Genomic DNA, 24,154 nt, shown 5'->3' with positions numbered 1-24,154 from the left:
ACAAGCGTCCCCCGACGGACAGGAAAACCTCACGGCGCCTCATCCGGACAGACCGGAGGACCTCACAAGCGTCCCCCGACGGACAGGAAAACCTCACGGCGCCTCATCCGGACAGACCGGAGGACCTCACAAGCGTCCCCCGACGGACAGGAAAACCTCGCGGCGCCTCATCCGGACAGACCTGAGGGCCCGCATGGGTCTCCTCCGGGGCACAGGAGGAGGATCCCCCCGTCGGACAGGGAGACCCTCTCTGCACGTCACCCAGCCCGACCGGAGGATCTCACCGGACCCCAGCCCGACCGGAGGATTTCACCGGCTTCCCCAGAACGACCGAAGGACCTCATCGCCCCTGGACCACCCCGGAGCCTCACGGCGCCCCCGACAGACCGCAGGACACGTACACGACCGCCGTCGCGCACTGGCCCGACGCCCGTGCCCGCCCGTCACGCGAGCACGCCGAAGGCGCCACCGTGCAGTTACCGCCGGGACGGCCGTGGCCGCCAACGGGTCCCGCTCTGACGGGAACCCGGCTCAGACGCCCGCGCCCAGCACCGAGTTGATCTGCTGCGGGTCGCCGCAGACGATCAGCAGGGCGCCGGCTCGGGTGAGGGCCAGAGGCAGTGCGGTGGCGGCAGCGGTGTCGGAACCGCCGTTGACGGCGACCACGACCACGGGCCGGGACGCGGCACGCCCGGCCACGGCGGCGTCGGCGTAGAAGACGTCGTCGCGGGCATCATGCTGAGCCCAGTAGGACGCCTCACCGAAGGACAGCTCGTGAGCGGCCCATGGGTGCGGCTCGCCGGTGGTGATCACCAGCACGTCATTCGGGGCCCGGCCTGCCTCCAGCAGCAGGTCCACGGCTTCCTCGGCAGCGTCCAGCGCACCCTCGGCCGGGGCCGGGATCAGCTGGATCTGCGGAGTCGCCGGAGCCGAAGCCGGAAGGGGAGCGGCAGGGGCGGCAGTTGCGGCCGGACTCGCGGGCCCGGGCTTGGTCACGGTCGCCCCCGTACGCTGCGCCGGCGGCGCGGGCCGGAGAGCGCCGGGACGACCAGGACGCGGCGGGGCCGCGGGGCGGGGGCCGGGTACGGGACGAGGGGTCGGCGCGGTACGGCCACTGGCCGAAGCTGCGCGGGGACCCTGGGCACTCTCGTGAATCTGAGGCTCCTCGGGGATGAGAGGCATGAGTTGATGTCTATCAAACGTTGGTACGGCTCGCGCCAGTGGGTGGCACATACGTGCGACCGGAACCGTCAGAAATCGAATCCGAGCTGACCTTCGATCTCCGGAACACTTCCGTCCGCCCAGCTGCGGGCCTTCTTGAGGTGCCGCCACTGCGGCAGCGCATCAAGATACGCCCACGTCAACCGGTGGTAGGGGGTGGGGCCCCGCTCCGCCAGTGCGGCCTTGTGCACGGGTGAGGGATACCCGGCGTTGTCCGCAAAACCGAAGTCTGCATGGTCGATACCCAGTTCGGCCATCACTTTGTCGCGCTGAACCTTGGCGATCACCGATGCCGCCGCTACGGCCACGCACGACTGATCGCCCTTGATCACCGTACGGACCTGCCACGGCGTCCCGAGATAGTCGTGCTTACCGTCGAGGATCACCGCGTCGGGACGGATCGGCAGCCCCTCCAGGGCACGCACCGCCGCGAGCCGCAGCGCCGCCGTCATTCCGAGATCGTCGATCTCCTCCGGGGACGCATGACCGAGGGCGTACGACGTCACCCAGGTCCGCAGCAATTCGGCGAGCTCGGTCCGCCGTTTCACGGTGAGCAACTTGGAGTCGGTGAGGCCCAGGGGGGGCCGACGCAGTCCGGTGATCGCCGCGCAGACGGTGACGGGCCCGGCCCAGGCGCCGCGCCCCACCTCGTCGACACCGGCAATGATCTTCGCTCCGGTCGTTGCGCGAAGGGAGCGCTCGACGGTGTGAGTGGGTGGTTCGTACGGCATGGCGCACCTAGATTACGCCGCCCCCAACGGCCCGCGACACCCTGGTTCGCCGAAGCCGCCGCCGGTGGCGCAGCAGCCCCACATCAGCTCCCACTGGGGCGCAGCAGCGGAACCATCAACTGGTCGACCATCTCCTCGATGTCCTGGTCCGACCATTCGCTCCCGCACACCTTCGACCGGTACATCATCATGGCCGGCACGGCGTCGTAGACGTACCCGTTCGCCGCGTCGGACCGTACCTCCCCCCGCTCGATTCCGCGGTCGATCACCTCGTGCAGCACCCTGATCGCGGGTTCCACCACACCTTGCACGATGACGTCATGGAAGCGCTCCGCCTGAGCGTTGTCGCATTCGTGAATCACGGAGCGGAGCGCGGAGCCGGGACGCGAGTACATCGCGTCGCGCGCCAGCCGGGTCAGCGCCACCAGGTCGTCGCGGACGCTCCCGAGGTCGGGCGCCGCCGCCATGTCCGGCAGCCCGGCCCGGAGGGCATCGGCGACGAGGTCTTCCTTGGAAGGCCAGCGGCGGTAGATCGCGGCCTTGCCGGTCTGGGCGCGGGTCGCCACGCCCTCCATCGTGAGACCGTGCCAGCCGACCGAACCGAGTTGCTCCAGCGCGGCTTCGAGAATCGCGGTCTCGAGCACAGCACCGCGCCGACGGGATGGGGCAGCCTGAGCGGGGGCGGCCGTCCAGCGCGAAGTGACCATCCGGATGTCTCCAACGAACAGGGAAGCGGGGATCTGGGGGAGGGAGTCGTGTACTGCGACGACCGCGGGGGACGCGCGGCGCCACAGCGATCTAAGTGAACGGTTGCGTTCACTAGCGGGGAATCACTACGGTTGGCGCGACAGTGAACGCGAGCGTTCACTAAGCCGTTCATGGGGGACCCATAGTGACGACCTCTCCGAAGATCCAGGACCACATACCCAGCACCGCCGCCCGCCGCCAAGGGCATCCGGGCATCGCACTCACCGTCATCGCGGCCTGCCAACTCATGGTGGTACTCGACGCCACCATTGTGAACATAGCCCTTCCACAAATTCAGGAAGCGCTCGCGTTCAGCACCACCGACCTCACCTGGGTGGTCAGCGCGTACACGCTGACCTTCGGCGGACTTCTGCTGCTCGGCGCCCGCGCCGGCGACATCCTCGGCCGCCGCCGTGTCTTCATGACCGGCATCCTGCTGTTCACCTTCGCCTCGCTGCTGGGCGGCATCGCACAGGAACCCTGGCAGTTGCTCGCCGCACGTGCCCTGCAGGGCGTGGGCGGGGCCATCGCCTCGCCGACCTCGCTGGCACTGATCACCACCACGTTCGCCGAGGGACCGGAGCGGAACCGCGCGTTCGGCGTTTTCGCCGCCGTCTCCGCCGGTGGCGGCGCCATCGGCCTGCTGGCCGGCGGAATGCTCACGGAGTGGCTCGACTGGCGCTGGGTGCTGTTCGTCAACGTGCCGATCGGCGTCCTGATCGCCGTCCTGACCCCGCTCTACATCAACGAGTCCGAACGCCACCCCGGCCGCTTCGACATAGCGGGAGCGCTGACGTCGACCATCGGCATGGCATCCCTGGTCTACGGCTTCATCCGGGCCGCGGAAGAGGGCTGGCGGGACGGTCTGACCCTCGCGTCCTTCGGCGTGGCACTGGTGTTGCTGCTGGCGTTCGTCTTCGTCGAGATGCGGGCCAGGGAACCGATCACCCCACTGAAGATGTTCAGCGACGGCAACCGCTCGGGGACGTACGTGATCATGCTGAGCTTGGCCGCTGCCATGTTCGGCATGTTCTTCTACATCGTCCTGTTCGTGCAGAACGTGCTGGGATACAGCCCGATCAAGGCGGGCCTCGCCTTCCTGCCCGTCACGGTCGCCATCGTGATCGGCGTCGGCCTGTCGCAGCGGTTCCTGCCCGTCCTCGGTCCCAAGCCCTTCATGCTCGCCGGATCGGCACTGGTCGTCGTCGGACTCGCGTGGCTGACCTTCATCAGCCACGAGAGCTCGTACGCCGGAGCGGTGCTCGGGCCGATGGTGGTCTTCGGCTTCGGCATGGGCCTGAACTTCGTGACCGCGACGGTGACCGCCGTCTCCGGAGTCGCCCGGCACGAAGCGGGAGCGGCGTCCGGCCTGCTCAACGTCACCCAGCAGGTGGGCGGTTCGCTGGGTCTGGCCATCCTCACCACCGTGTTCGGCACGGCCGGCAGAGACGCGGCGGAGCAGCAACTGCCGAACTTCCTCGCCGACGGCACGGCCGAGCAGAAGGCCGAGTTCTCCCAGACGCATCAGCTCCCCGCGCCCTGGGGCCACGAGGTGCTCGCGCAGGGCATCTCGACGGCCTTCATCCCGGCAGCAGCCATGGCCGTGCTCGCCCTGGCCACGGCATGGCTGGTGATCCGGGTACGAAAGAGCGACCTGGACGCGCTCGCCGGCACGACAGGACCCGCGGTCGGCTGAGAGCAGAGGATCACGGGACGGCCTGGGAGCTTCACCGGCGTGCGCCACGGGCGTACGCCGGCGGCGCCGTCCCGCGAGGGGTGACGGAGGGCCGGTCGCCTGGCGGGGAATGGGCGGAGCGGACTCCGACGAGGGGATTCGCACCGCTCGGGCAGGCCACGGCAGCGCATGGGCAGGCGCCCTCGGGGAGACGCCCCACGCGGGAATCCCACCGGCGATCAATGAGCACGCACCCCAGACCGCAGCCAGGACGACAACCTCGGCCGGCCCGAAAGAACCTTGCGGCATCGGCACCCCCGCCACCCCCTCCAGCGCTCTTGTCCCGCCCGCGCGGATCGCGCACAGCAGTTGTCACGACAACGAGCGCCTGATCACGGAGAGTTCCCGTCGGACACAGAGAGTTCAACTCCGCCAGGAGCCAGTACAAACGGACAGCGACCCGGCGACGGCCTGGACCAGCAACCCGGGGCGCGGCCGGGACCAGCGACCCACCGACGGGCTGGACCGCCCACCCGCCGACGGGCTAGACCGACACCGCATGCGCCCACTCGGGAAGCGCCTCCGTCCGCCGCCACCACTCGACGGGCGGTGTCCCGGCCTTACCCGCGGCGAGCACGCCGCCCACGACGGCGCAGGTGGTGTCCACGTCGCCGCCGGCCTGCGCGGTCGTCCAGAACGCCTCCTCGTAGTCGCGGAGGGAGCGCGCGGCCGACCAGAGCGCGAAAGGCACGGTGTCATGGGCGGTCGTACGCCGGCCACAGCCGAGTACTGCCGCGACCGTGGCCGGGTCGCCGTAGTCGAGCATGTCGCGGGCGCGGCGCAGCCCCGCGCCGACGGCGCTCTTCGGCACGAGCGCGACGACGTCGTCGAGCAACGACCCGGGGCTGGGCGGTCCACCGGGGGCAGCCACCAGCGCTGCGGCAGCGGCGACAGCCATGGCGCCGACCACGGCCTCACGGTGCTGATGCGTCGGGTACGCGGAGATCTCCGCCTGGTGCGTGGCCTGCTCGGGGTCGTCGGCGTACCAGGCGCCCAGCGGGGCGATGCGCATCGCGGCGCCGTTGCCCCAGGAGCCCTGGCCGTTGAAGAGCGCGGAGGACAGCTCCCGCCAGTCGCCGCCTTCCCGGATCAGCCGCAGCAGCCGGTTGACGGCGGGGCCGTAGCCGCGGTCGAAGTCGTGGTGCTCGGCGAAGGAGCGGGCGAGGGCGTCCTGGTCGATGCGCCGGTGGGCGGCGAGGACGGCGACCACGGAGCAGGCCATCTCGGTGTCGTCGGTCCACTGCCAGGGGCCGGGCGGCAGCTCGCGGTGCTTGAGCAACGGGTAGTTCACCGGTACGAAGAACTGGGAGCCCAGGGCGTCACCGACCGCGAGTCCGCGCAGGCTGGCCAGGGCGCGAGCCAGGCGCCCGCCGGGAGAGGAGTCAGTCATTGCCCTGCCACTCTATTCAGTCATCCCGTACGGTTCCGGATCTCGCCAGCGTTCGAACGGCCGGTCAAGCGTGTACCTGCCGTCCTCCCCCAGAACGAGCATCCGCATCTCGCCGTTCCCGGGATTCGACAGCGACTCGAACTCGGCGACGGTCCAGTGGAACCAGCGCATGCAGAACAGCCGCATGGCCAGGCCGTGCGTCACGAGCAGGACGTTCGGCGGGTGGTCCGGCGCCTCGAAACTGCGGTACAGGCTCTCCAGGAAGCCGCCGACCCGGTCGTACACGTCGGCACCGCTCTCACCCTGGGCGAAGCGGTAGAAGAAGTGCCCGTACGCGTCGCGGTACGTCTTCTGCAGGCGGACGTCGTCCCGGTCCTGCCAGTTGCCCCAGTCCTGCTCACGCAGCCGGGGCTCCTCACGCACGCGTATGAGTTCGGGGTCGAGGTGAAAGGCGCGGAGCGTCTCGTGGGTACGGCGATAGGGGGAGACGTACACGCTGACGCGTTCCCGTCCGAACACGTCGCGCAGCCGCTTACCGGCCTCCTCGGCCTGTTGCCAGCCGCGTTCGGTCAGTGCCAGTGCGTGATCGGGTTCGCGTTCGTACACGGAGTCATCAACATTGCCCGTTGACTCGCCGTGCCGGACAAGGACGATGCGCCGTGGTCGTGCCATGCCAAAACCCTAGATCGGACGACGCCATATCGAGCACTCGTACGGGCTCCATACGGCGGAGGTCACACAGTTTCCGCACCATACGCCACAAAGGGTGCACGTGTCCGGGCCCGATCTCACACGATCCAGCTGGGTTCCAGCTCCACGATGTCGCCCGTGAGCGCCGCGACGTCGGCCTCCGTCTGCGCGCGCAGGGCGAGTCGCTCGACACGCTCGGTACGGTACTTGCCGTGCTCCGCGGCCGACCGCCACATCGACAGAACCATGAACTCGTGCCCCGGGGCCTCGGCGAACAGCCCGCGGATCATCCCGGGCGAGCCGGCCATCGCGGGGTTCCAGACCTTCTCCTGCATCAGCGTGAAGTTCTCGACGCGCTGCTCGTGGACACGGCAGACGGCCACCCGGACGAGATCGGCGTCCGTGAAGCGCGCTTCGAAGCCCGTCTTCACGTCGAAGCGGTAGTCGAAAAGCCTGACCCGGGCGTCCTTGAAGGTGCCGGACTGGGCCGCCGCCAGCCGGTCGTGGGAGCGGGCCATGAAGGAGTCGTAGAAGGCACGGCTCTCCCAGAAGGCGAAGATGTGCGCCACCGAGGGCCTGCTACGGCTCCAGCCTCCGCCCTGTCCCCGAAATCCCGGCTCCCCCAGAAGCCCCGCCCATTTTCGCTGCCCCCGCTCGAAGCCGCGGCGGTCCACCACGGTGCAGCGAATCCACTTGACCAGCACCGCGCCATCGTACGGCCATGGGCGTGGCGCCGGTCACGTTCGAACGCGGTGCCCTCCCGCACGCCCACCCGCGCGCGTGGCAGGATGGACAACCGGCTTCGACCGCCCGGCAGTTCGGGCTGCGGGCGCATGGGAAGGGGGACGACGTCCGATGAGCGGCATCACCAAGGGGATCCGCAAGGTCGAGATCGCGGTGAAGTGGGACCCGAGCCCGGCGGGCCAGCCGCCGACCGATCTGGACATAGTGGCCGCCACCTATCCGGCGAGCGATCCGTACGGCGACCCCGCCTACACGGTCCACTTCGACAGCCGCTCCCCGGACGGCACGATCACGCTCAACCGGGACAGCAAGGACGGCAAGGGCTTCGGCTGGGACGAGGTCATGACGGTGGAACTCGACCGGCTGGACCCGCGCTACGCGCGCGTGGTGGTCGGCGTCGTCATCCAGCAGCGCCCCGACCGCCGCACGTTCGTCAGCGTGGTCAAACCGTCGCTGCGCATCCGCGAGGGCTACACGGACCTCGCCACGGACGACTTCGGCAGTGTCCTTGGTTCCACGGCGGCGAGGGTCGCTGAGTTCGTACGCGGCGACTCCGGCGCGTGGGATCTGCACGCCGGTGTCCAGGGCTTCGAGGAGGACCCCGGCACGTTCACCAGTTCGATGGGCCAGACGTCCCGGGGATGACAGCTGGTCGGCATCACGTCCACCCGTTGGACGGGCCAGACATCCCGGGGTGACAGCTCGTCGGCATCACGTCCACCCGTTCGACGGGTCGATGCCCAGCCATGGCCGCCCGTCGAGGCCTAGTCCGCGGAGCACGCTCCTGAGGACGACGCGGGGTGCCGGCGCGGAGCCGGCACCCCTCGTCGTCAGGCGCTATGTGTCAGGCGTCAGCTGCAGCCGCTCGTCGAGCCGCAGCCCTCGCAGATGTAGCAGGAGCCGGCGCGCTGCATCTTCGTGCCGCAGGAGAAGCACAGCGGGGCGTCGGCCTGGATGCCCATCTGCATCTCCACCAGCTCGGCGCTGGTGTGGGCCTGCCTCGGGGCGGGCTTGGCCGCCTCGATGTCGGCCTTCGGCGTGGCGACGGCCTTCAGTTCCTGGGCCCGCGGCGCCGACTGGGCCAGACCCTCGACATCGACGTCCTCCTCCGACGGCTCGTACGAGCCGGTCTCCAGGTGACGCTGGCGCTCCTCGGCGGAGTGGATGCCGAGCGCGGAGCGCGTCTCGAAGGGCAGGAAGTCCAGCGCCAGACGGCGGAAGATGTAGTCGACGATCGACTGGGCCATGCGGACGTCGGGGTCGTCGGTCATACCCGCCGGCTCGAAGCGCATGTTCGTGAACTTCGAGACGTACGTCTCCAGCGGCACGCCGTACTGCAGGCCCACGGAGACGGCGATCGAGAAGGCGTCCATCATGCCCGCCAGGGTCGAGCCCTGCTTGGACATCTTGAGGAAGACCTCGCCGAGACCGTCGTCCGGGTAGGAGTTGGCCGTCATGTAGCCCTCGGCGCCGCCGACGGTGAAGGACGTGGTGATCCCGGGACGGCCCTTCGGAAGGCGCTTGCGGACCGGGCGGTACTCGACGACCTTCTCGACCGTCTCACGGATGGCGGCCTCGGCCTTCTCCGTGATCTCGGCCTTCTCCTTCTCCTTGGTCTTGGCGGAGAGCGGCTGGCCGACCTTGCAGTTGTCGCGGTAGATGGCGAGCGCCTTGACGCCCATCTTCCAGGCCTCGAAGTAGATCTCCTCGACCTCCTCGACGGTCGCCGACTCCGGCATGTTGACCGTCTTGGACAGGGCACCGGAGATCCAGGGCTGGATCGCGGCCATCATGCGGACGTGGCCCATCGCGGAGATGGAGCGCTCGCCCATGGCGCAGTCGAAGACCTCGTAGTGCTCGTGCCTGAGGCCCGGGGCGTCGACGACGTTGCCGTGCTCGGCGATGTGGGCGACGATCGCCTCGATCTGCTCCTCCTGGTAGCCCAGGCGGCGCAGTGCCTGCGGGACGGTGCCGTTGACGATCTGCATCGAGCCGCCACCGACCAGCTTCTTGAACTTGACCAGGGCGAGGTCGGGCTCGAGGCCGGTGGTGTCGCAGGACATCGCGAGACCGATGGTGCCGGTCGGGGCGATGACGGACGCCTGGGAGTTACGGAAGCCGTTCTTCTCGCCGAGGCGCAGCACGTCCTGCCAGGCTTCCGTGGCAGCGGCCCAGACGGGCGTGTCCAGGTCGTCCATGCGCACGGCCGCGGCGTTGGCGTCGGAGTGCTGCTTCATGACCCGCAGGTGCGGCTGGGCGTTGCGGGCGTAACCGTCGTACGGGCCGACGACCGCGGCGAGTTCGGCGGAGCGCCGGTAGGACGTGCCGGTCATCAGGGAGGTGATGGCGCCGGCCAGGGCGCGGCCGCCGTCGGAGTCGTACGCGTGGCCGGTCGCCATCAGCAGGGCGCCGAGGTTGGCGTAGCCGATGCCGAGCTGACGGAACGCGCGCGTGTTCTCGCCGATCTTCTGGGTCGGGAAGTCCGCGAAGCAGATGGAGATGTCCATCGCGGTGATGACCAGCTCGACGACCTTCGCGAAACGCTCGGCCTCGAAGGCCTGGTTGCCCTTGCCGTCGTCCTTCAGGAACTTCATCAGGTTCAGCGAGGCGAGGTTGCAGGACGTGTTGTCCAAGTGCATGTACTCGCTGCACGGGTTCGAGCCGTTGATACGGCCGGACTCCGGGCACGTGTGCCAGTGGTTGATGGTGTCGTCGTACTGGATGCCCGGGTCGGCGCAGGCCCAGGCGGCCTCGGCCATCTTGCGGAACAGGGCCTTGGCGTCGACCTCTTCGATGACCTCACCGGTCATCCGCGCGCGCAGGCCGAACTTGCCGCCCTGCTCGACCGCCTTCATGAACTCATCGTTCACACGGACCGAGTTGTTCGCGTTCTGGTACTGGACGGACGTGATGTCGTCGCCGCCCAGGTCCATGTCGAAGCCCGCGTCGCGCAGGGCGCGGATCTTCTCCTCCTCCTTCACCTTGGTCTCGATGAAGTCCTCGATGTCGGGGTGGTCGACGTCGAGGATGACCATCTTGGCCGCGCGGCGGGTGGCGCCGCCGGACTTGATCGTTCCTGCGGAGGCGTCGGCGCCGCGCATGAAGGAGACCGGACCGGAGGCGTTGCCGCCGGAGGAGAGGAGCTCCTTGGAGGAGCGGATCCGGGAGAGGTTCAGGCCGGCGCCGGAGCCGCCCTTGAAGATCATGCCCTCTTCCTTGTACCAGTCGAGGATCGACTCCATGGAGTCGTCGACGGACAGGATGAAGCAGGCGGAGACCTGCTGGGGCTGCTTGGTGCCGACGTTGAACCAGACGGGGCTGTTGAAGCTGAAGATCTGGTGCAGGAGGGCGTACGCCAGCTCGTGCTCGAAGATTTCGGCGTCGGCGGGCGAGGCGAAGTACTTGTGGTCCTCGCCGGCCTTCCGGTACGTCTTCACGATGCGGTCGATCAGCTGCTTGAGGCTGGTCTCGCGCTGCGGGGTGCCGACGGCACCGCGGAAGTACTTGCTGGTGACGATGTTGACCGCGTTCACCGACCAGAAGTCGGGGAACTCGACGCCACGCTGCTCGAAATTGACCGAGCCGTCGCGCCAGTTGGTCATGACGACGTCACGGCGCTCCCAGGCCACCTCGTCGTACGGGTGCACGCCGGGGGTGGTGTGGATGCGCTCGATACGCAGTCCCCTGGTCGCCTTGGTGCCCTTGGCGCGGGAACTCCGTGCCGGACCGCTCGCCGTCTCTGTCATGCCGCCTCCCTGTACGGGCTAAAACGCCCTGAAGTGCCCCGATGTTCCCGTGGCACGGTGTTCTGTCTGGTGTTGCGGGGCCCGCTCGCCGCCGCCCGCAACAGGTCTTCGGTCGCCGCCACCCGGCCGGTACGGATGCCGCCTCCGATCCCGGCCCGCCGCTCAGTCGGCGGAGCGAGTGGGCTCGGGGAGCTGAGCAGCCCCTCCGGACCCGCGGTCGTCTTCCCGGCCCCCCGCGCCGTCGTCCTCGTCGTCCCCGGCGGGGCGGTCCGGCTGTTCCCTGAGTTCCGCGATCGCCGCCTCGAAGTCCTCCAGCGACTCGAACGCCCGGTAGACGGACGCGAATCGCAGATAGGCGACAAGGTCGAGCTCCTGCAGCGGGCCGAGTATGGCCAGCCCCACGTCATGGGTGGTCAGCTCGGCGCTTCCGGTTGCCCTCACCGCCTCCTCGACCCGCTGGCCGAGCTGGGCGAGGGCGTCCTCGGTGACAGGCCGCCCCTGGCATGCCTTGCGAACGCCGTTGATGACCTTGGTACGGCTGAAGGGTTCGGTGACTCCGGACCGCTTCACCACCATGAGCGAACACGTCTCCACGGTCGTGAAACGACGGGAGCAGTCAGGGCACTGGCGGCGTCTGCGGATCGACGTGCCGTCGTCGGTCGTACGACTGTCGACCACACGACTGTCGGGGTGCCTGCAGAAGGGGCAGTGCATGGATTCCCAACCCTCCTCACAGCAGACTCAATAGCCTCAACAGACCCTCAGGCCCCTCGAAGCGAGCACAAGCATAGGCGATGATCGAGCGACGCAAGACCGGGGGGACCACAACTTCTGGGCTGCTGTAGCCATCCAACCACTAGATGTGGGGATTGGCTCATACATCGGCCCAGGCTCGCGTGTCGGCGGCACCACCGCGCCGCACGCGCGCGTGCGGCAGGCCCGAGGGGGCGAACGCACAGCCGTATCGCGGCCGCACCTGGGGAGATACGGTGGGCGGCGCAGGGAGAAGACGTAGGACTTCACGCGTACACGGGGCCGGTACCCGGCGAACGAGGCACCGGATGGCAGACTGGGCCGCACTTCACGAGGGCCACCCCGGCGGTGAAGCGTACAACAATGGGCGCTTTTGTCCGCGCGGCACCGCGTTAGCCATACACCCAGACACAAGATCGCGTCCGGCGATTCGCACTTTTTCACTCGAACGTGTGTTTGGCGCAACCTTTCGAAAGCAACTACCGTTGTCCAGCAGGGAGACCATCGAGAGGGGCCGACGTGACCACCACCGCAGACAGTGCCACCATCACTGCCCAGGACCGCTCCCAGGGCCGACTCGAGCCGGTGCATGCGATGAACGAAGCCACGAACCCAGAGGGACACAAGCGCTCCCTGCCGGGTCGACCTCCAGGCATCCGGGCGGACAGCTCCGGGCTGACCGACCGGCAGCGCCGCGTGATCGAGGTCATCAGGGATTCGGTGCAGCGGCGCGGCTACCCGCCGTCGATGCGGGAGATCGGCCAGGCGGTCGGCCTGTCGAGCACATCCTCCGTGGCGCACCAGCTGATGGCACTGGAGCGCAAGGGCTTCCTGCGCCGCGACCCGCACCGCCCGCGCGCGTACGAGGTCCGCGGCTCCGACCAGGCCGCATCCGTGCAGCCCACGGACACCGCGGGCAAGCCCGCCGCGTCCTACGTGCCGCTGGTCGGCCGTATCGCCGCCGGTGGCCCGATCCTCGCGGAGGAGTCGGTCGAGGACGTCTTCCCGCTCCCCCGGCAGCTCGTCGGTGACGGTGAGCTGTTCGTGCTCAAGGTCGTCGGTGACTCGATGATCGAGGCCGCGATCTGCGACGGCGACTGGGTCACCGTCCGCCGCCAGCCGGTCGCCGAGAACGGTGACATCGTGGCCGCGATGCTCGACGGCGAGGCCACCGTCAAGCGCTTCAAGCGCGAGGACGGCCATGTATGGCTGCTGCCGCACAACTCCGCGTACGAGCCGATCCCCGGCGACGACGCGACGATCCTCGGCAAGGTGGTCGCCGTTCTGCGGCGGGTGTGATGCCCCGCGGGCGGCCCTGTCACGACCGCCCCCCTGACCGGGCCCCGGGACCCCTGCGCCGGTTCCGGGGTCCTGTGCTGTCCTGCGCAGGACGGGTCGATGCGCCGACGCCAGCAGGCGGAACGGCCGGATCCCACGACGCCGAGCACTTCGCCCCTCGCCGAGGGACCTCGCGAACGGGCCGGCTCCAGGCGTTGTACGCCGGGCCGGCCCGCTGTCCACCGGGCCCGCGGACTACGTGGTCGGCTGTGACCCCGTCTGCCGGGCAGCGGCATCGATGGCGGCCAGCGACCTGCGCACCTGGTCACGGTCCGTGGTGTACCAGAAGTCGGGTAGTGACGCCTTGAGATAGCTCCCGTAGCGGGCCGTGGCCAGCCGTTGGTCGAGTACGGCGACCACCCCGCGGTCCCCCGAGGCTCGTACGAGGCGACCGGCGCCCTGCGCCATCAGCAGCGCGGCGTGCGTGGCGGCCACCGCCATGAAGCCGTTGCCGCCCGCGTCCTCGACCGCCTTCTGCCGTGCGCTCATCAGCGGGTCGTCGGGCCTGGGGAACGGGATCTTGTCCATGACGACCAGCTGGCAGCTGGGTCCGGGTACGTCCACGCCCTGCCAGAGAGACAGGGTGCCGAACAGACAGGTCCTCGGGTCGGCCGCGAAATTCTTGATCAGTTCGCCCAGCGTCTCCTCGCCCTGGAGGAGGATCGGAAACTCGGGGACACGCGTGCGCAGCGCCTCGGCGGCCAGTTGGGCACCCCGCATCGAGGAGAACAGTCCGAGGGTGCGGCCGCCCGCCGCCTGGATCAGCTCCGTCAGCTCGTCCAGCATGTCCGCGCGGTCACCGTCCCGCGCGGGGCGGGACAGGTGCTTGGCCACGTAGAGGATGCCCTGCTTCGGGTAGTCGAACGGCGAGCCGACGTCGACACCCCTCCATTGCGGGAAGTCGTCCCCCTCGGTGCCTTCGGGGCCGAGTCCCAGCGAGGCGCCGACGCCGTTGAAGTCGCCACCCAGCTTCAGGGTCGCGGAAGTGAGGACCACGGAGCGGTCCGCGAAGAGCTTCTCCCGCAGCAGGCCCGAGACCGACATGGGGGCGACGCGCAGAGAGGCGCCGAAGCGGTCGTGGCGCTCGTACCAGACGACGTCCCACTCCGAGCCGTGCGTGATGCGCTCCGCCACGTCGTGCACCGTCTCCACGGAGGCGAGTGCCTGCTTGCGGACCGCGTCCTCGTCCTGGACGGACTTGTCCCGGGTGGCGCCGATCGCGGAGATGACCGTGCGGCAGGCGTCACGCAGGGCCGCCAGCGCGTAGCCGAGATCCTCCGGGATCTCTTCGAGCCGGCCGGGCAGGGCCAGCTCCATCAGCCGCTCGAAACCCTCGGCTGCGGTCTGGAGCTGGTCGGCGGCCTTCTCGTTGACGAGTTTCGCGGCGCGGCGTACGGCGCGGTTGACCTGGCCGGGGGTCAGCTCGCCCGTGGCGACCCCGGTGACACGCGAGACCAGCTCGTGCGCCTCGTCCACGATCAGCACCTCGTGCTGCGGAAGAACCGGGGCACCCTCGATGGCGTCGATGGCCAGCAGGGCGTGATTGGTGACGACGACCTCCGCGAGCTTGGCGCGCTCCCGCGCCATCTCCGCGAAGCACTCGGCGCCGTACGCGCACTTCGATGCGCCCAGGCACTCCCGCGACGACACCGACACCTGCGCCCACGCACGGTCCGACACGCCCGGCGTCAGGTCGTCACGATCACCGGTCTCGGTCTCGTCCGACCAGTCCCGCAGCCGGAGCAGATCCTGGCCCAGCTTGCTGGTGGGTGCGGCCGCCTCGAACTGATCGAAGAGACCCTCCTCCTCGTCCTGCGGAACGCCCTCGTGCAGGCGGTGCAGACACAGGTAGTTCGACCGGCCCTTCAGCATCGCGAACTCCGGGCGGCGGCGCAGCAGCGGGTGCAGCGCCTCGACCGTGCGCGGCAGGTCCCGCTCCACCAGCTGGCGCTGCAGCGCGAGCGTGGCGGTCGCTACGACGACACGCTCGCCGTGGGCCAGTGCGGGCACCAGATAGCCCAGCGACTTGCCGGTTCCGGTGCCGGCCTGCACCAGAAGATGGGAACCGTCGTCGATCGCCTCCGCGACGGATTCGGCCATGGTCACCTGGCCGGGGCGCTCCGTACCACCGACGGCTGTGATGGCGGCATGCAGGAGTTCGGGAAGTGAGGGCTTCGTCATAGCTCGACCACCCTACGGCGCGGCACTGACAAACGGGTGATCACGGTCGGGCCGGAGAGGCCGCAAAGATCGGTGGGTGAAGGGGTACGAGCTGAGGTCGGGCCTGCTGCGGAGCGGTCGGGTGCGACATGGGGCCAGACGGGACCGGGCGGGGCCCGGTGTGGATCGGACTTGTGTGAAGCAGGGCGGCGGACGATCGGTTTGCCGGATTGCCGCGCCCTCGCGCCGAAGTCGAGTGAATCAAGTGGGAACCGCATCTCTCCGGCCGGTGCACCAGAAGTGATGACGCTGTGGCACAGCGCTACAGCAAATGGCGCAGGGACCGGTCTCGCACCATGAGGGCGGCCCGTTTGTCAGGCAGCTCGGCCTCGGCGGCGAACCGGAATCCGGCGCCGAGGAAGGCGGCCACGGAAGGAGTGTTACGAATGTCCGGTTCCGCCACGACGCGCGCGCAGGCGGGCCGTCTGTCCAGGACGAGGTCCGCGACGGATCTCAGCAGGGTGCGGCCCAGCCCTTGTCCACGTCTGGCGACATCGCCGATGAGAAGGTGGATGCCGGTGTCATGGGGCCGGGCGGGGTAGTAGCGGGCCAGTGAGTCGAGGTCGGCCCGATAGATCTCCCAGTAGCTCATCGGGGCGCCGTCCAGCACGCCGAGACAGGGAACGCTGCGCCCGTCGCCGGCAAGTTGGGCGTTCAGATGCTCCTCGGTCCGGTCCTGGGTGCCGTCCAGCTTCCAGAACGCGGCCACGGCCGGGTCGTTCATCCAGCGGCCGACGAGGGGCAGGTCCCGCTCGACGCGCACGGGCACGAGCTGGAACACGCCCGCGGGTGTGTCGGTCGGCCCCCAGCCGCAGACCTGATCGAGCAGGTCCTCGGGGACGGGCGGAACGGCTCTCAGCCGCGTGGCCGCGGCAGGCTCGGACCCGTCCGCGTCGGGCACCTGTCCGGCGAGGAACGCGAGCAGCTCGCCGGGCAGACGCAGGTCCAGGGTGTCCTCGGCGTCGGTGTCCTCGGGCGGTGCCTCGGCCTCGCCCGGGCCGTGACTCGTATCCGTGGCGGGGGCGGTACCGGCGTCGGCGCTCGCGTCAGTCGGAGGCATGTGGAGCTCCTCTCGGAAGGCGGTGTCGGGGCGTCTTCCTCATGGGTGCGTCGGGTGGGTGTTGATCAGGAGTGGAGGGGGTTGGCGATGGTGACGTAGACGGACTGGGTGGCCACCGGTCCCATGAGTTCGTCTAGACCATGCAGGCGGGTCAGGAGGTTGGCCTTGCAGTGCAGAACGGACGAGTCGAGGAGGCGGGCGGGGAGCGGGCTACGCATCCGGTCGGGACCGGAGGCAGCGCGTTCGAGGAAGCAGCGGAAGGCGGCGAGCAGCAGCCGTTCGTCGGCCAGGTGCTGCGAGCCGAACGCACCGACAAGGCCGAACACGTTGTTGATCGCCAGGTAGTAGGCGAAGCGCTCGTCGATGACTTCGTCGGACACGAAGGTGTCGCTGCGCTCGCCGATGCCCGGGAGTCGCGCCGCGAGCTCCGCGCGCCGTGACACACGGAAGTAGTAGCCCTGGTTGTCGCGGTATCGGCCGCCGGCCGGCCAGCCGTCGCCGTCCAGCAGGACCAGCGTGTTCTGCTGGTGTGCCTCCAGGGCGACTCCGGCCTCGCCGTCCAGCCAGAGCACAGGACGGACGACATGTTCGAGGTAGCGCAGGAACCACTCGGCGGCGACGGCTGAACGGGCGCGACCGGTCCTGGCGGCGAGTTTCGTGACGATGTCTGCCAGCCGGGACCGTTGCGCGAGTGTTTCGGGCCGTGCGCCGCCGGCGGACGGGGCCGGCTGGGGATGGGCACGCGGCGCCGTCAGGCCGGCGACACAGGCGACGTCGTCCGTGGGCGTGAACGGATTGTGCCGGATCACCACGTCGAGGCCGGGCACAGGGCTGCCGTCCGGTCCGTCGACGGCGAGCCATGCCGGGTCGCGGACGATGTCGAAGCCTGGGTGTGCGGACTGCCATTGCTGGCCCAGCCCGGTACGCAGCAGGCGGTGGGCCTCGACGCCGCGGTGCAGTTCCTTGCGGAGGTTCTCCCGACGGGAGTTGGTGATGTGCAGTCCCAGCGACAGCTTGAGCATGGCGGGAGCGTGGGGCTTGTAGACGGTTCGGACGGAGGAGGTGGGGTGCCAGGAGGAACCATGCGCGCCGAGGTCGTGAAGAAGTCCGGCGTCCAGCAGGGCGGCGACATCGCTGCGGTGGCGGAGTTCGCGCATCTGCCAGGGGTGCAGCGGAAGGGCGGCGCAGCCGTCGGGCAGGGGCAGTTCGGCTCCGGCCAGGTGAGCGGTCAGACGCGCCGCGGGGACGGCGCGGCCGCGTTCGGTCCAGGCGGAGTCGGTGGCGAGTACGCAGGGAGCGACAGCCATCCAGTGCAGGGGAAAGGAACAGCGCAACTCGGGCGACCACAGGCGCGCCTCGACGTCGGTCAGGCCCTCGCGGCTCTTCGGGGTCGGGTGCAGAGGGTGTCCGAGGAGGAGTGCCTGCTCGGCTGTCAGGAAGAGGTCCGGTTCGTCGGCGGGAGGCTCTCGGCGGGCGGCGATGAAGGTGCCGACACGGCGGACGGAGTCGGCGACGCGCGCGACGAGGTCGGTGCCTGCGCCGGGCCCGGGCAGGACATCACAGGCGGGCGTCTCCCGGGCGAGCAGTGCGGCGAGGGTGACCGCGTCGAGGGGTGGGGCCTCTTCGGGAGCGTCGGCCAGATGCGGCAGGCCGAAGCGGTGCCATCCCGTGCGCGACCAGTGGTGCACGGGGACGTGGAGAGCGGTGCCGCTGGCAGGCAGCGGGATGTGGAGGGTGCCGTGACCGGGAGCGGGGAGGCTGGTCTCGCGTACCCAGCAGCGCAACAGGTTCTCGACGGCTGCTGCCTCCGCCGCGGCGTGGGCGTCGGGGTGGTCCAGGAGGTCGCTGGCAGTGCCGTCGAGCCGCTCCGCCCGCCGGCGACCGCTGTGCTGTGCGGGCACCGTCGCGGTCGGGTGTACGGATGTGGTTCCGGACCCGCGGCCGCCTTGCGCGGGGTTACGGAAGCGGCCGTCAGGTGTGGGGGAAGTGATCAAGACGGTTCCTTGGGTGGTCGATCCGGCACGGACGACTGCGCACGTCGTGTCATGTGGGGCAGAGCTGCATCCGCGCTCCCGCTATCGCGGCCGCTCGGTGTGGCCGGCGCGGTCGGCCTGGCGGGCGTTGTCGGGGTGGCCGGCGTGGCCGGTGCGGCCGGTGCGGCCGGTGCCGGTTCGGCCGTCGCGGACGGCGTCGTCCGTGCGGCCGGTGCGGCCGGTGCCGGTTCGGCCGTCGCGGACGGCGTCGTCCGTGCGGCCGGTGCCGGTTCGGCCGTCGCGGACGGCGTCGTCGGTGCGGCCGCCGTCGTCACCGTGCTCGGTGCGGTCGGGATGGGGGGCGTACGTTCTGCGCTCCGAGCGGCCCGAGGGGCGGCCGCGCTCCTCGGGGTGAGCTCGGCACGCCGCTGTCAGGGCGTCGGCGAGGCGGTCGAGTACCGCCGAGGCCTGCTCGTCGCTGATGGTGAGCGGTGGGAGCAGGCGCACGACGGTCGGTTGGCGCTGGGCGAGGCCGACGATCAGACCCCGCCGGAGGCATTCCCGCTGGACGGCGGCGGCGAGGCCGGGCCTCGGAGCACCGGCCTGCTTGCGGACGGCGCGCGCAGCCGCCACTTCCGTATCATCCGCCAGCTCGACGCCGATCATCAGTCCTCGTCCGCGCACACCGCGGATGCAGGAGAACTCCCCGGTCAGGGACCGAAGTTCCGACATCATCCGCGAGCCGACGGCCGCTGCCCGTGCGGCGAGGCCCTGTTCGCGGACGTGGGCGAGGGTTGCCGTCCCCGCGGCGAGAGCGAGTTGGTTGCCGCGGAACGGGCCGGACGGGGCGAGGGGCCGGCGTGGCGCCAGGTCCGCGTGGTGGATCACTGCGGCCAGTGGGAGGCTGCCACCGATGGCCTCGGAAAGGATCATCACGTCGGGCTGGACTCCGCTGTGTTCGACGGCCCAGAAGGCACCGGTCCTGCCGACGCCCGACTGGGTCTCGTCGATGATGAGAGGGATGGAGTGGGCAGCGGTGTTCCGGCGCGTCGCACGCAGCCAGGCGTCGGGCACCGGGATCGCTCCGCAATCTCCGTGGACGGGCTCGACGAGTATTCCGGCGGGACGGGTCACCGTGGGCGAGGCCGAGAGGGCGGTCCCGGTCCAGTCGGCTGTCACTCGGGTGCCGTCCGGGTCGGCGGTGCCGAAGGGGCAGCTGGGATCGGCCGGGGCCGGCACAAGGGTGTTCGGAGATCCGCCGGACTCACCGGGGAGCACCGACGGGGCGGGCCGCATTCCGTGCTCGGTGCCCGTGAAGGCGACGATGTCCGGACGTCCGGTCGCGGCGCGCACAAGGGCGACGGCGGTCTCGACCGCTTCCGTTGCCGACGGGCCGCAGAACTGGACGCGCGCGTGCGCGGCGAGTCCGGGTGGCAGGGTACGCATCAGCTCCGTGACGAAGGCGTCCTCCACGGGGGTGGCCAGGTCGAACACGTTCAGGGGGGCGCCGGAGTCGAGGACCTTGCGGATCACCTCGAGTACGACGGGGTGGTTGTGACCGAGGGCGAGGGTGCCCGCGCCCGAGAGACAGTCCAGGTAGCGGCGGCCGTCCGCGCCCTCGACGGTCAGGCCGCGGGCGCGCACCGGCACGATCGGCAGGGCGCGCGGGTAGGTCCGTGCTGCCGACTCGCGCGCCGGCTGACGGCGCGGGTTTCCTTCGGTCACTGCCACGGCTTCCTGTCCTCCCGCTCCGGAGCGACCTCCCGCCGCCGTGGGGCGACGAGTCGTTCGCGCGCTCTCCTCGTCCGGCCGCTGATCGCCTGCTTCCTCTGCTCGCGCCGGCACTTGGCGAGTGGGCGAACAGCAAGGTTCGGTCGGCCGTACCACTGCCCGGCGGCCTCGGCCTCGCAGACCGATACGTCACGGCTCAGCAACCTGCTCACCCGTAACCTGCTCACCCGTTCCGGACGAGCTCGTAGGTCCCGCTGGTGCCCGCGTACTTACCCGCGTCCGCGTACCTACGTGTGCCCGCGCACTCACTCGAGTCCGCGTACCTACTTGCGTCCGCACACCCGCAGTCGCCCTCACACCCGCTCGCGCGGGGGCGCCAGTTGCAGGGTTCGCGCCCACGCCGTGCCCCCGAACCATCACTCCCGACAGCACACCTCCCGAGGCAACGCAGGCAGTACACGGGCACACCCGACCTGCCCCGGGCCCCGCCCCCACCGCTACCAACCGCGGTCCCGCCACCGGGTTACGGGTTGCTTCAAGATCCTTGCCGTGACGGAACCGTTGCCGTTCCGTCGGAAGTCCCCCACAGCGAGCGCATAGTGTGGGGTGCCATTCCCGGAAAGCCGTGAGATCGGCCTGAACCCACAGGTGAGTTCGGCCAGGATCGCGGCAGCGGCGCCGAGTTCTTTCACCACCAGGGGGAGTAACACCATGCGATCCATACGGCAGTCTTTCATCGCCCGCCGGGAGGGGCGCGCGCGTCGCAGAAGCTCCTCCGTACCGGCTGCCCTGGTGATGGCTTCCGCACTGGTGCTCACCGCCACCGCGTGCGAGTCGGGCAACTCCGCGGCGGACGCCAAGGCGTCGGCCTCGACGAGCGCGGAGGGCGAAGGCCAGTTCCAGATCCCGGACGACATCAAGGACCAGCTGAAAGAGCACGGGATCGACCTGGACAACTGGCGGAACGGCGCCTGGAAGAACTGGGACAAGGACGACTGGCTGCGCGAGGCCGAGGACTACATCAACCCGATCATCGAGGACCTGTGGGACCCGGACCGGATGCGTGAGGCCCAGGAGCCGGACCAGGCGGTCGACGAGGGTGACATCTCCGGCGACCAGGGGGTGACCGACCCGACGCCCGAGCCGGTGGAGGCGGAGGCCGTGCCGGCGTCGTACCACGCCAACGTCCCCGAGGCCGGCAAGGTGCTCTTCGACTCCCCCGAGGGCACGATGGTCTGCTCGGGGACGGTCGTGAAGGACCCGGCCAACCCGGGCAGGTCGAACCTGGTGTGGACGGCGGGGCACTGCGTTCACGCGGGCAAGAGCGGCGGCTGGTACCGCAACATCGCGTTCGTGCCGTCGTACAACGACGCGGGTCTGTCGGCCGCGGAACTGCCAAGCGCCACGAAGGAAGAGGTCGCTCCCTACGGGGTCTGGTGGGGCGATTGGGTGCAGACCTCGGACCAGTGGATCGAGCAGGGCAGCGCGACAGGCGGTGACGGAGCCGCGTACGACTTCGCCGTGCTCCATGTGACGCCGGAGGACGGCAGCGGGGGCAAGTCCCTGGAGGAGATCGTGGGCTCGGCACTGCCGGTCGACTTCGCCGCTCCGGCCGTGCCGGAAATGGAGAGCATGACCGCGACGGGCTACCCGGCGGCGCCGCCGTACGACGGACAGACGCTGTACCAGTGCGAGGACAAGCCGGGGCGTCTGTCGATCAACGCGTCGGACCCGACGATGTACCGGATCGGCTGCACCATGACCGGAGGGTCGTCCGGCGGCGGCTGGGTCTCGACGGGAGCGGACGGCAAGCCCGCGCTGGTGTCCAACACCTCGATCGGGCCGGTGACTGCGGGCTGGCTGGCGGGGCCCCGGCTGGGCGACGAGGCCAAGGGCGTGTTCGAGGCGGTCAGCGGCAAGTTCGCGGGCCGGTGACGGTGCCGTAGGGCCGGCGGTGGGGTGGCGTGACGGAAACCTTCACCACCTCACCGCCCCGCGCCCGCAGGCTTGCGCAGGTCCAGCCTCGTCCGGACGGCGGACTGCTCGGCACCGTCCGCAGCGGAGGCCGGCGAGATGGGGGCGTGGAGATACCCGGCGGGGCCGCCGTACAACGAGCTGCGGATGTTCAAGTGCGTCGGCCGGGGGGTTTCTCGCTCAGCCCGGCGCTGCCGACGATGTACCGGATCGGCTGCACCATGACGGGCGGTTCGTCGGGTGGCGGCTGGTCTTGGGGCGTGGACGGTGAGACCAAGCTGGTCTCCAACACGTCGATCGGTCCCACCGACAGCACCCGGCTGGCGGGACCGCAGCGGGGGCAGGACGCGCAGGCGCTGTACGAGACCATGAGCAGGACGTACGGCGGTCAGTGACGCGCGGATGAAGAAGGGCCCGCCCCCTGGAAACCGCCGTACAGGGGGGCGGGCCCTTCTTCACGGCTCCGAGTGCCGGGCTCCGGTCCCGGGACGGTCAGGCGGCCGGCGCCGGAAGGTACGGCGCGAGTTCCGCCGCCAGTTCCTCGTGGACGCGGACCTTGAGCAGGGTGCCCTCCGGGGTGTGCTCCTCGGAGAGCACCTCGCCCTCGTCGTGCGCACGGGCGACCAGCTTGCCGTGGGTGTAGGGCACGAGCGCCTCGACCTCGACCGACGGGCGGGGCAGCTCGTTGTCGATGAGCGCGAGAAGCTCGTCGATGCCTCGACCTGTGCGGGCCGAGACGGCGATGGAGCGCTTCTCGATCCGCATCAGCCGCTGCAGCGTCAGCGGGTCCGCGGCGTCCGCCTTGTTGATCACGACGATCTCCGGCACGTCGGTGGCCTCGACGTCACGGATCACCTCACGTACGGCTGCCAGCTGCTCCTCCGGGTTCGGGTGCGAACCGTCCACCACGTGCAGGATCAGGTCGGACTCGCCGACCTCCTCCATCGTGGAGCGGAACGCCTCGACCAGGTGGTGCGGCAGATGCCGGACGAAACCGACCGTGTCGGCCAGCGTGTACAGCCGGCCGCTCGGGGTCTCGGCCCGCCGGACGGTCGGGTCCAGCGTCGCGAACAGGGCGTTCTCGACCAGGACACCGGCGCCCGTGAGGCGGTTGAGCAGGGAGGACTTGCCCGCGTTGGTGTAGCCGGCGATCGCGACCGACGGCACCTTGTGGCGCTTGCGCTCCTGGCGCTTGATGTCGCGGCCGGTCTTCATCTCCGCGATCTCCCGGCGCATCTTCGCCATCTTCTCGCGGATCCGGCGCCGGTCCGTCTCGATCTTGGTCTCACCGGGACCACGGGTCGCGAGGCCGCCGCCCTTGCCGCCACCCATCTGACGGGACAGCGACTGACCCCAGCCTCGCAGCCTCGGCAGCATGTACTGCATCTGCGCGAGCGCGACCTGCGCCTTGCCTTCCCGGGACTTGGCGTGCTGGGCGAAGATGTCGAGGATCAGCGCCGTACGGTCGATGACCTTGACCTTGACGACGTCCTCGAGGTGGATCAGCTGGCCGGGGCTGAGTTCACCGTCGCAGATGACGGTGTCCGCGCCGGTCTCGACCACGATGTCGCGCAGTTCCTCGGCCTTGCCGGAACCGATGTAGGTCGCCGCGTCGGGCTTGTCGCGGCGCTGGATCACGCCGTCGAGCACGAGGGCGCCCGCGGTCTCGGCGAGGGCGGCGAGCTCCGCGAGGGAGTTGTCCGCGTCCTGCACGGTCCCCGAGGTCCAGACGCCGACGAGGACGACCCGCTCCAGACGGAGCTGGCGGTACTCGACCTCGGTGACGTCCTCGAGCTCGGTGGAGAGGCCCGCGACACGGCGCAGAGCCGCGCGCTCGGAGCGGTCGAACTGGTCGCCGTCCCGCTCTCCGTCGATCTCGTGGCTCCAGGCGACGTCCTCTTCCATCAGGGCATCGGCCCGAAGACCTTCGGGAAAGTCGTGCGCGAGGCGCTTGGTGTCCTGGGAAGGGGAAGAAGAGGAGGTCATTGGGTCCTTACGTCGTTGGGGATTCCGTTGTCCGGCGACGGGGCGCAGCGTCGGCAGGGCTTCCCGGACCTCGGTGCGTAGCTGGTCCGTCACCCTGCTCAACGCCCGAGTGTCC

At 69.9% G+C, this 24,154-nt stretch carries 17 protein-coding genes and 1 pseudogene; 5 read left to right on the top strand and 13 right to left on the bottom strand.

Annotated features, from left to right (window positions below):
• Window positions 1–531 precede the first annotated feature (531 nt).
• The 3 genes from ACGF8A_RS22630 to ACGF8A_RS22620 all read right to left on the bottom strand — a co-directional run bounded on the left by ACGF8A_RS22630 (window position 532) and on the right by ACGF8A_RS22620 (window position 2,659).
• Window positions 532–1,182, bottom strand: coding sequence for a hypothetical protein (locus ACGF8A_RS22630; protein ID WP_393110885.1), 651 nt, complete (start codon window positions 1,180–1,182; stop codon window positions 532–534).
• Window positions 1,183–1,250: 68 nt separating this feature from the next.
• On the bottom strand, window positions 1,251–1,952 hold the full coding sequence (locus tag ACGF8A_RS22625) for a ribonuclease HII (protein WP_393110883.1): 702 nt from the start codon (window positions 1,950–1,952) through the stop codon (window positions 1,251–1,253).
• An 83-nt stretch (window positions 1,953–2,035) separates the two neighbouring features.
• Window positions 2,036–2,659, bottom strand: coding sequence for a TetR/AcrR family transcriptional regulator (locus ACGF8A_RS22620; RefSeq protein ID WP_393110881.1), 624 nt, complete (start codon window positions 2,657–2,659; stop codon window positions 2,036–2,038).
• 185 nt (window positions 2,660–2,844) lie between these two features.
• On the opposite strand from ACGF8A_RS22620, the gene ACGF8A_RS22615 reads away from it, so the two are divergent.
• On the top strand, window positions 2,845–4,395 hold the full coding sequence (locus ACGF8A_RS22615) for an MFS transporter (RefSeq protein ID WP_393110879.1): 1,551 nt from the start codon (window positions 2,845–2,847) through the stop codon (window positions 4,393–4,395).
• Between the two features lie 523 nt (window positions 4,396–4,918).
• On the opposite strand, the gene ACGF8A_RS22610 is transcribed toward ACGF8A_RS22615, so the two are convergent.
• The 3 genes from ACGF8A_RS22610 to ACGF8A_RS22600 all read right to left on the bottom strand — a co-directional run bounded on the left by ACGF8A_RS22610 (window position 4,919) and on the right by ACGF8A_RS22600 (window position 7,218).
• Window positions 4,919–5,824, bottom strand: coding sequence for an ADP-ribosylglycohydrolase family protein (locus ACGF8A_RS22610; RefSeq protein WP_393110877.1), 906 nt, complete (start codon window positions 5,822–5,824; stop codon window positions 4,919–4,921).
• Between the two features lie 12 nt (window positions 5,825–5,836).
• Window positions 5,837–6,496 carry a histidine phosphatase family protein gene (locus ACGF8A_RS22605; protein WP_393110875.1) on the bottom strand — a complete coding sequence of 220 codons (660 nt, stop codon included), beginning with the start codon at window positions 6,494–6,496 and terminating at the stop codon, window positions 5,837–5,839.
• 116 nt (window positions 6,497–6,612) lie between these two features.
• The gene (locus ACGF8A_RS22600) at window positions 6,613–7,218 is read right to left on the bottom strand and encodes a YdbC family protein (RefSeq protein ID WP_393110873.1); all 606 of its coding nucleotides are present in this window, start codon (window positions 7,216–7,218) and stop codon (window positions 6,613–6,615) included.
• A 151-nt stretch (window positions 7,219–7,369) separates the two neighbouring features.
• On the opposite strand from ACGF8A_RS22600, the gene ACGF8A_RS22595 reads away from it, so the two are divergent.
• Window positions 7,370–7,903, top strand: coding sequence for a TerD family protein (locus ACGF8A_RS22595; protein WP_393110871.1), 534 nt, complete (start codon window positions 7,370–7,372; stop codon window positions 7,901–7,903).
• 206 nt (window positions 7,904–8,109) lie between these two features.
• Here ACGF8A_RS22595 and ACGF8A_RS22590 read toward each other — a convergent pair whose 3' ends face one another.
• Together ACGF8A_RS22590 and nrdR are read right to left on the bottom strand one after the other, a co-directional pair.
• Entirely contained in the window at window positions 8,110–11,004 is a 2,895-nt protein-coding gene (locus ACGF8A_RS22590) for a vitamin B12-dependent ribonucleotide reductase (RefSeq protein WP_393110869.1), read from the bottom strand.
• Between the two features lie 162 nt (window positions 11,005–11,166).
• The gene (gene nrdR / locus ACGF8A_RS22585; protein ID WP_393110867.1) at window positions 11,167–11,718 is read right to left on the bottom strand and encodes a transcriptional regulator NrdR; all 552 of its coding nucleotides are present in this window, start codon (window positions 11,716–11,718) and stop codon (window positions 11,167–11,169) included.
• Between the two features lie 558 nt (window positions 11,719–12,276).
• Here nrdR and lexA point away from each other — a divergent pair.
• Window positions 12,277–13,056 (top strand): transcriptional repressor LexA, encoded by a 780-nt coding sequence (lexA, locus tag ACGF8A_RS22580; RefSeq protein ID WP_210589133.1) that lies wholly within the window; start codon window positions 12,277–12,279, stop codon window positions 13,054–13,056.
• A 234-nt stretch (window positions 13,057–13,290) separates the two neighbouring features.
• On the opposite strand, the gene ACGF8A_RS22575 is transcribed toward lexA, so the two are convergent.
• The 4 genes from ACGF8A_RS22575 to ACGF8A_RS22560 form a co-directional block, all read right to left on the bottom strand.
• On the bottom strand, window positions 13,291–15,276 hold the full coding sequence (locus ACGF8A_RS22575) for an ATP-dependent DNA helicase (protein ID WP_393110864.1): 1,986 nt from the start codon (window positions 15,274–15,276) through the stop codon (window positions 13,291–13,293).
• 301 nt (window positions 15,277–15,577) lie between these two features.
• The gene (locus tag ACGF8A_RS22570) at window positions 15,578–16,375 is read right to left on the bottom strand and encodes a GNAT family N-acetyltransferase (RefSeq protein WP_393110862.1); all 798 of its coding nucleotides are present in this window, start codon (window positions 16,373–16,375) and stop codon (window positions 15,578–15,580) included.
• Window positions 16,376–16,440: 65 nt separating this feature from the next.
• Window positions 16,441–18,369: an IucA/IucC family protein gene (locus ACGF8A_RS22565; protein WP_393110860.1), complete on the bottom strand. Its 1,929-nt coding sequence runs from the start codon at window positions 18,367–18,369 to the stop codon at window positions 16,441–16,443.
• Window positions 18,370–18,450: 81 nt separating this feature from the next.
• On the bottom strand, window positions 18,451–20,079 hold the full coding sequence (locus tag ACGF8A_RS22560; RefSeq protein WP_393110858.1) for an aminotransferase class III-fold pyridoxal phosphate-dependent enzyme: 1,629 nt from the start codon (window positions 20,077–20,079) through the stop codon (window positions 18,451–18,453).
• A 711-nt stretch (window positions 20,080–20,790) separates the two neighbouring features.
• On the opposite strand from ACGF8A_RS22560, the gene ACGF8A_RS22555 reads away from it, so the two are divergent.
• Together ACGF8A_RS22555 and ACGF8A_RS22550 are read left to right on the top strand one after the other, a co-directional pair.
• Window positions 20,791–22,014, top strand: coding sequence for a trypsin-like serine peptidase (locus ACGF8A_RS22555; protein WP_393110856.1), 1,224 nt, complete (start codon window positions 20,791–20,793; stop codon window positions 22,012–22,014).
• Between the two features lie 102 nt (window positions 22,015–22,116).
• Window positions 22,117–22,448: pseudogene (locus ACGF8A_RS22550) on the top strand (hypothetical protein); the annotation flags it as partial.
• A gap of 97 nt (window positions 22,449–22,545) precedes the next feature.
• Here the strand turns inward: ACGF8A_RS22550 and hflX are convergent.
• On the bottom strand, window positions 22,546–24,039 hold the full coding sequence (gene hflX / locus ACGF8A_RS22545; RefSeq protein ID WP_393110854.1) for a GTPase HflX: 1,494 nt from the start codon (window positions 24,037–24,039) through the stop codon (window positions 22,546–22,548).
• Between the last annotated feature and the right edge of the window lie 115 nt (window positions 24,040–24,154).

This window comes from Streptomyces sp. NPDC047706 (assembly GCF_043204795.1).
Classification (GTDB): Bacteria; Actinomycetota; Actinomycetes; order Streptomycetales; family Streptomycetaceae; genus Streptomyces.
This window is presented reverse-complemented; position numbering and strand designations above follow the sequence as displayed.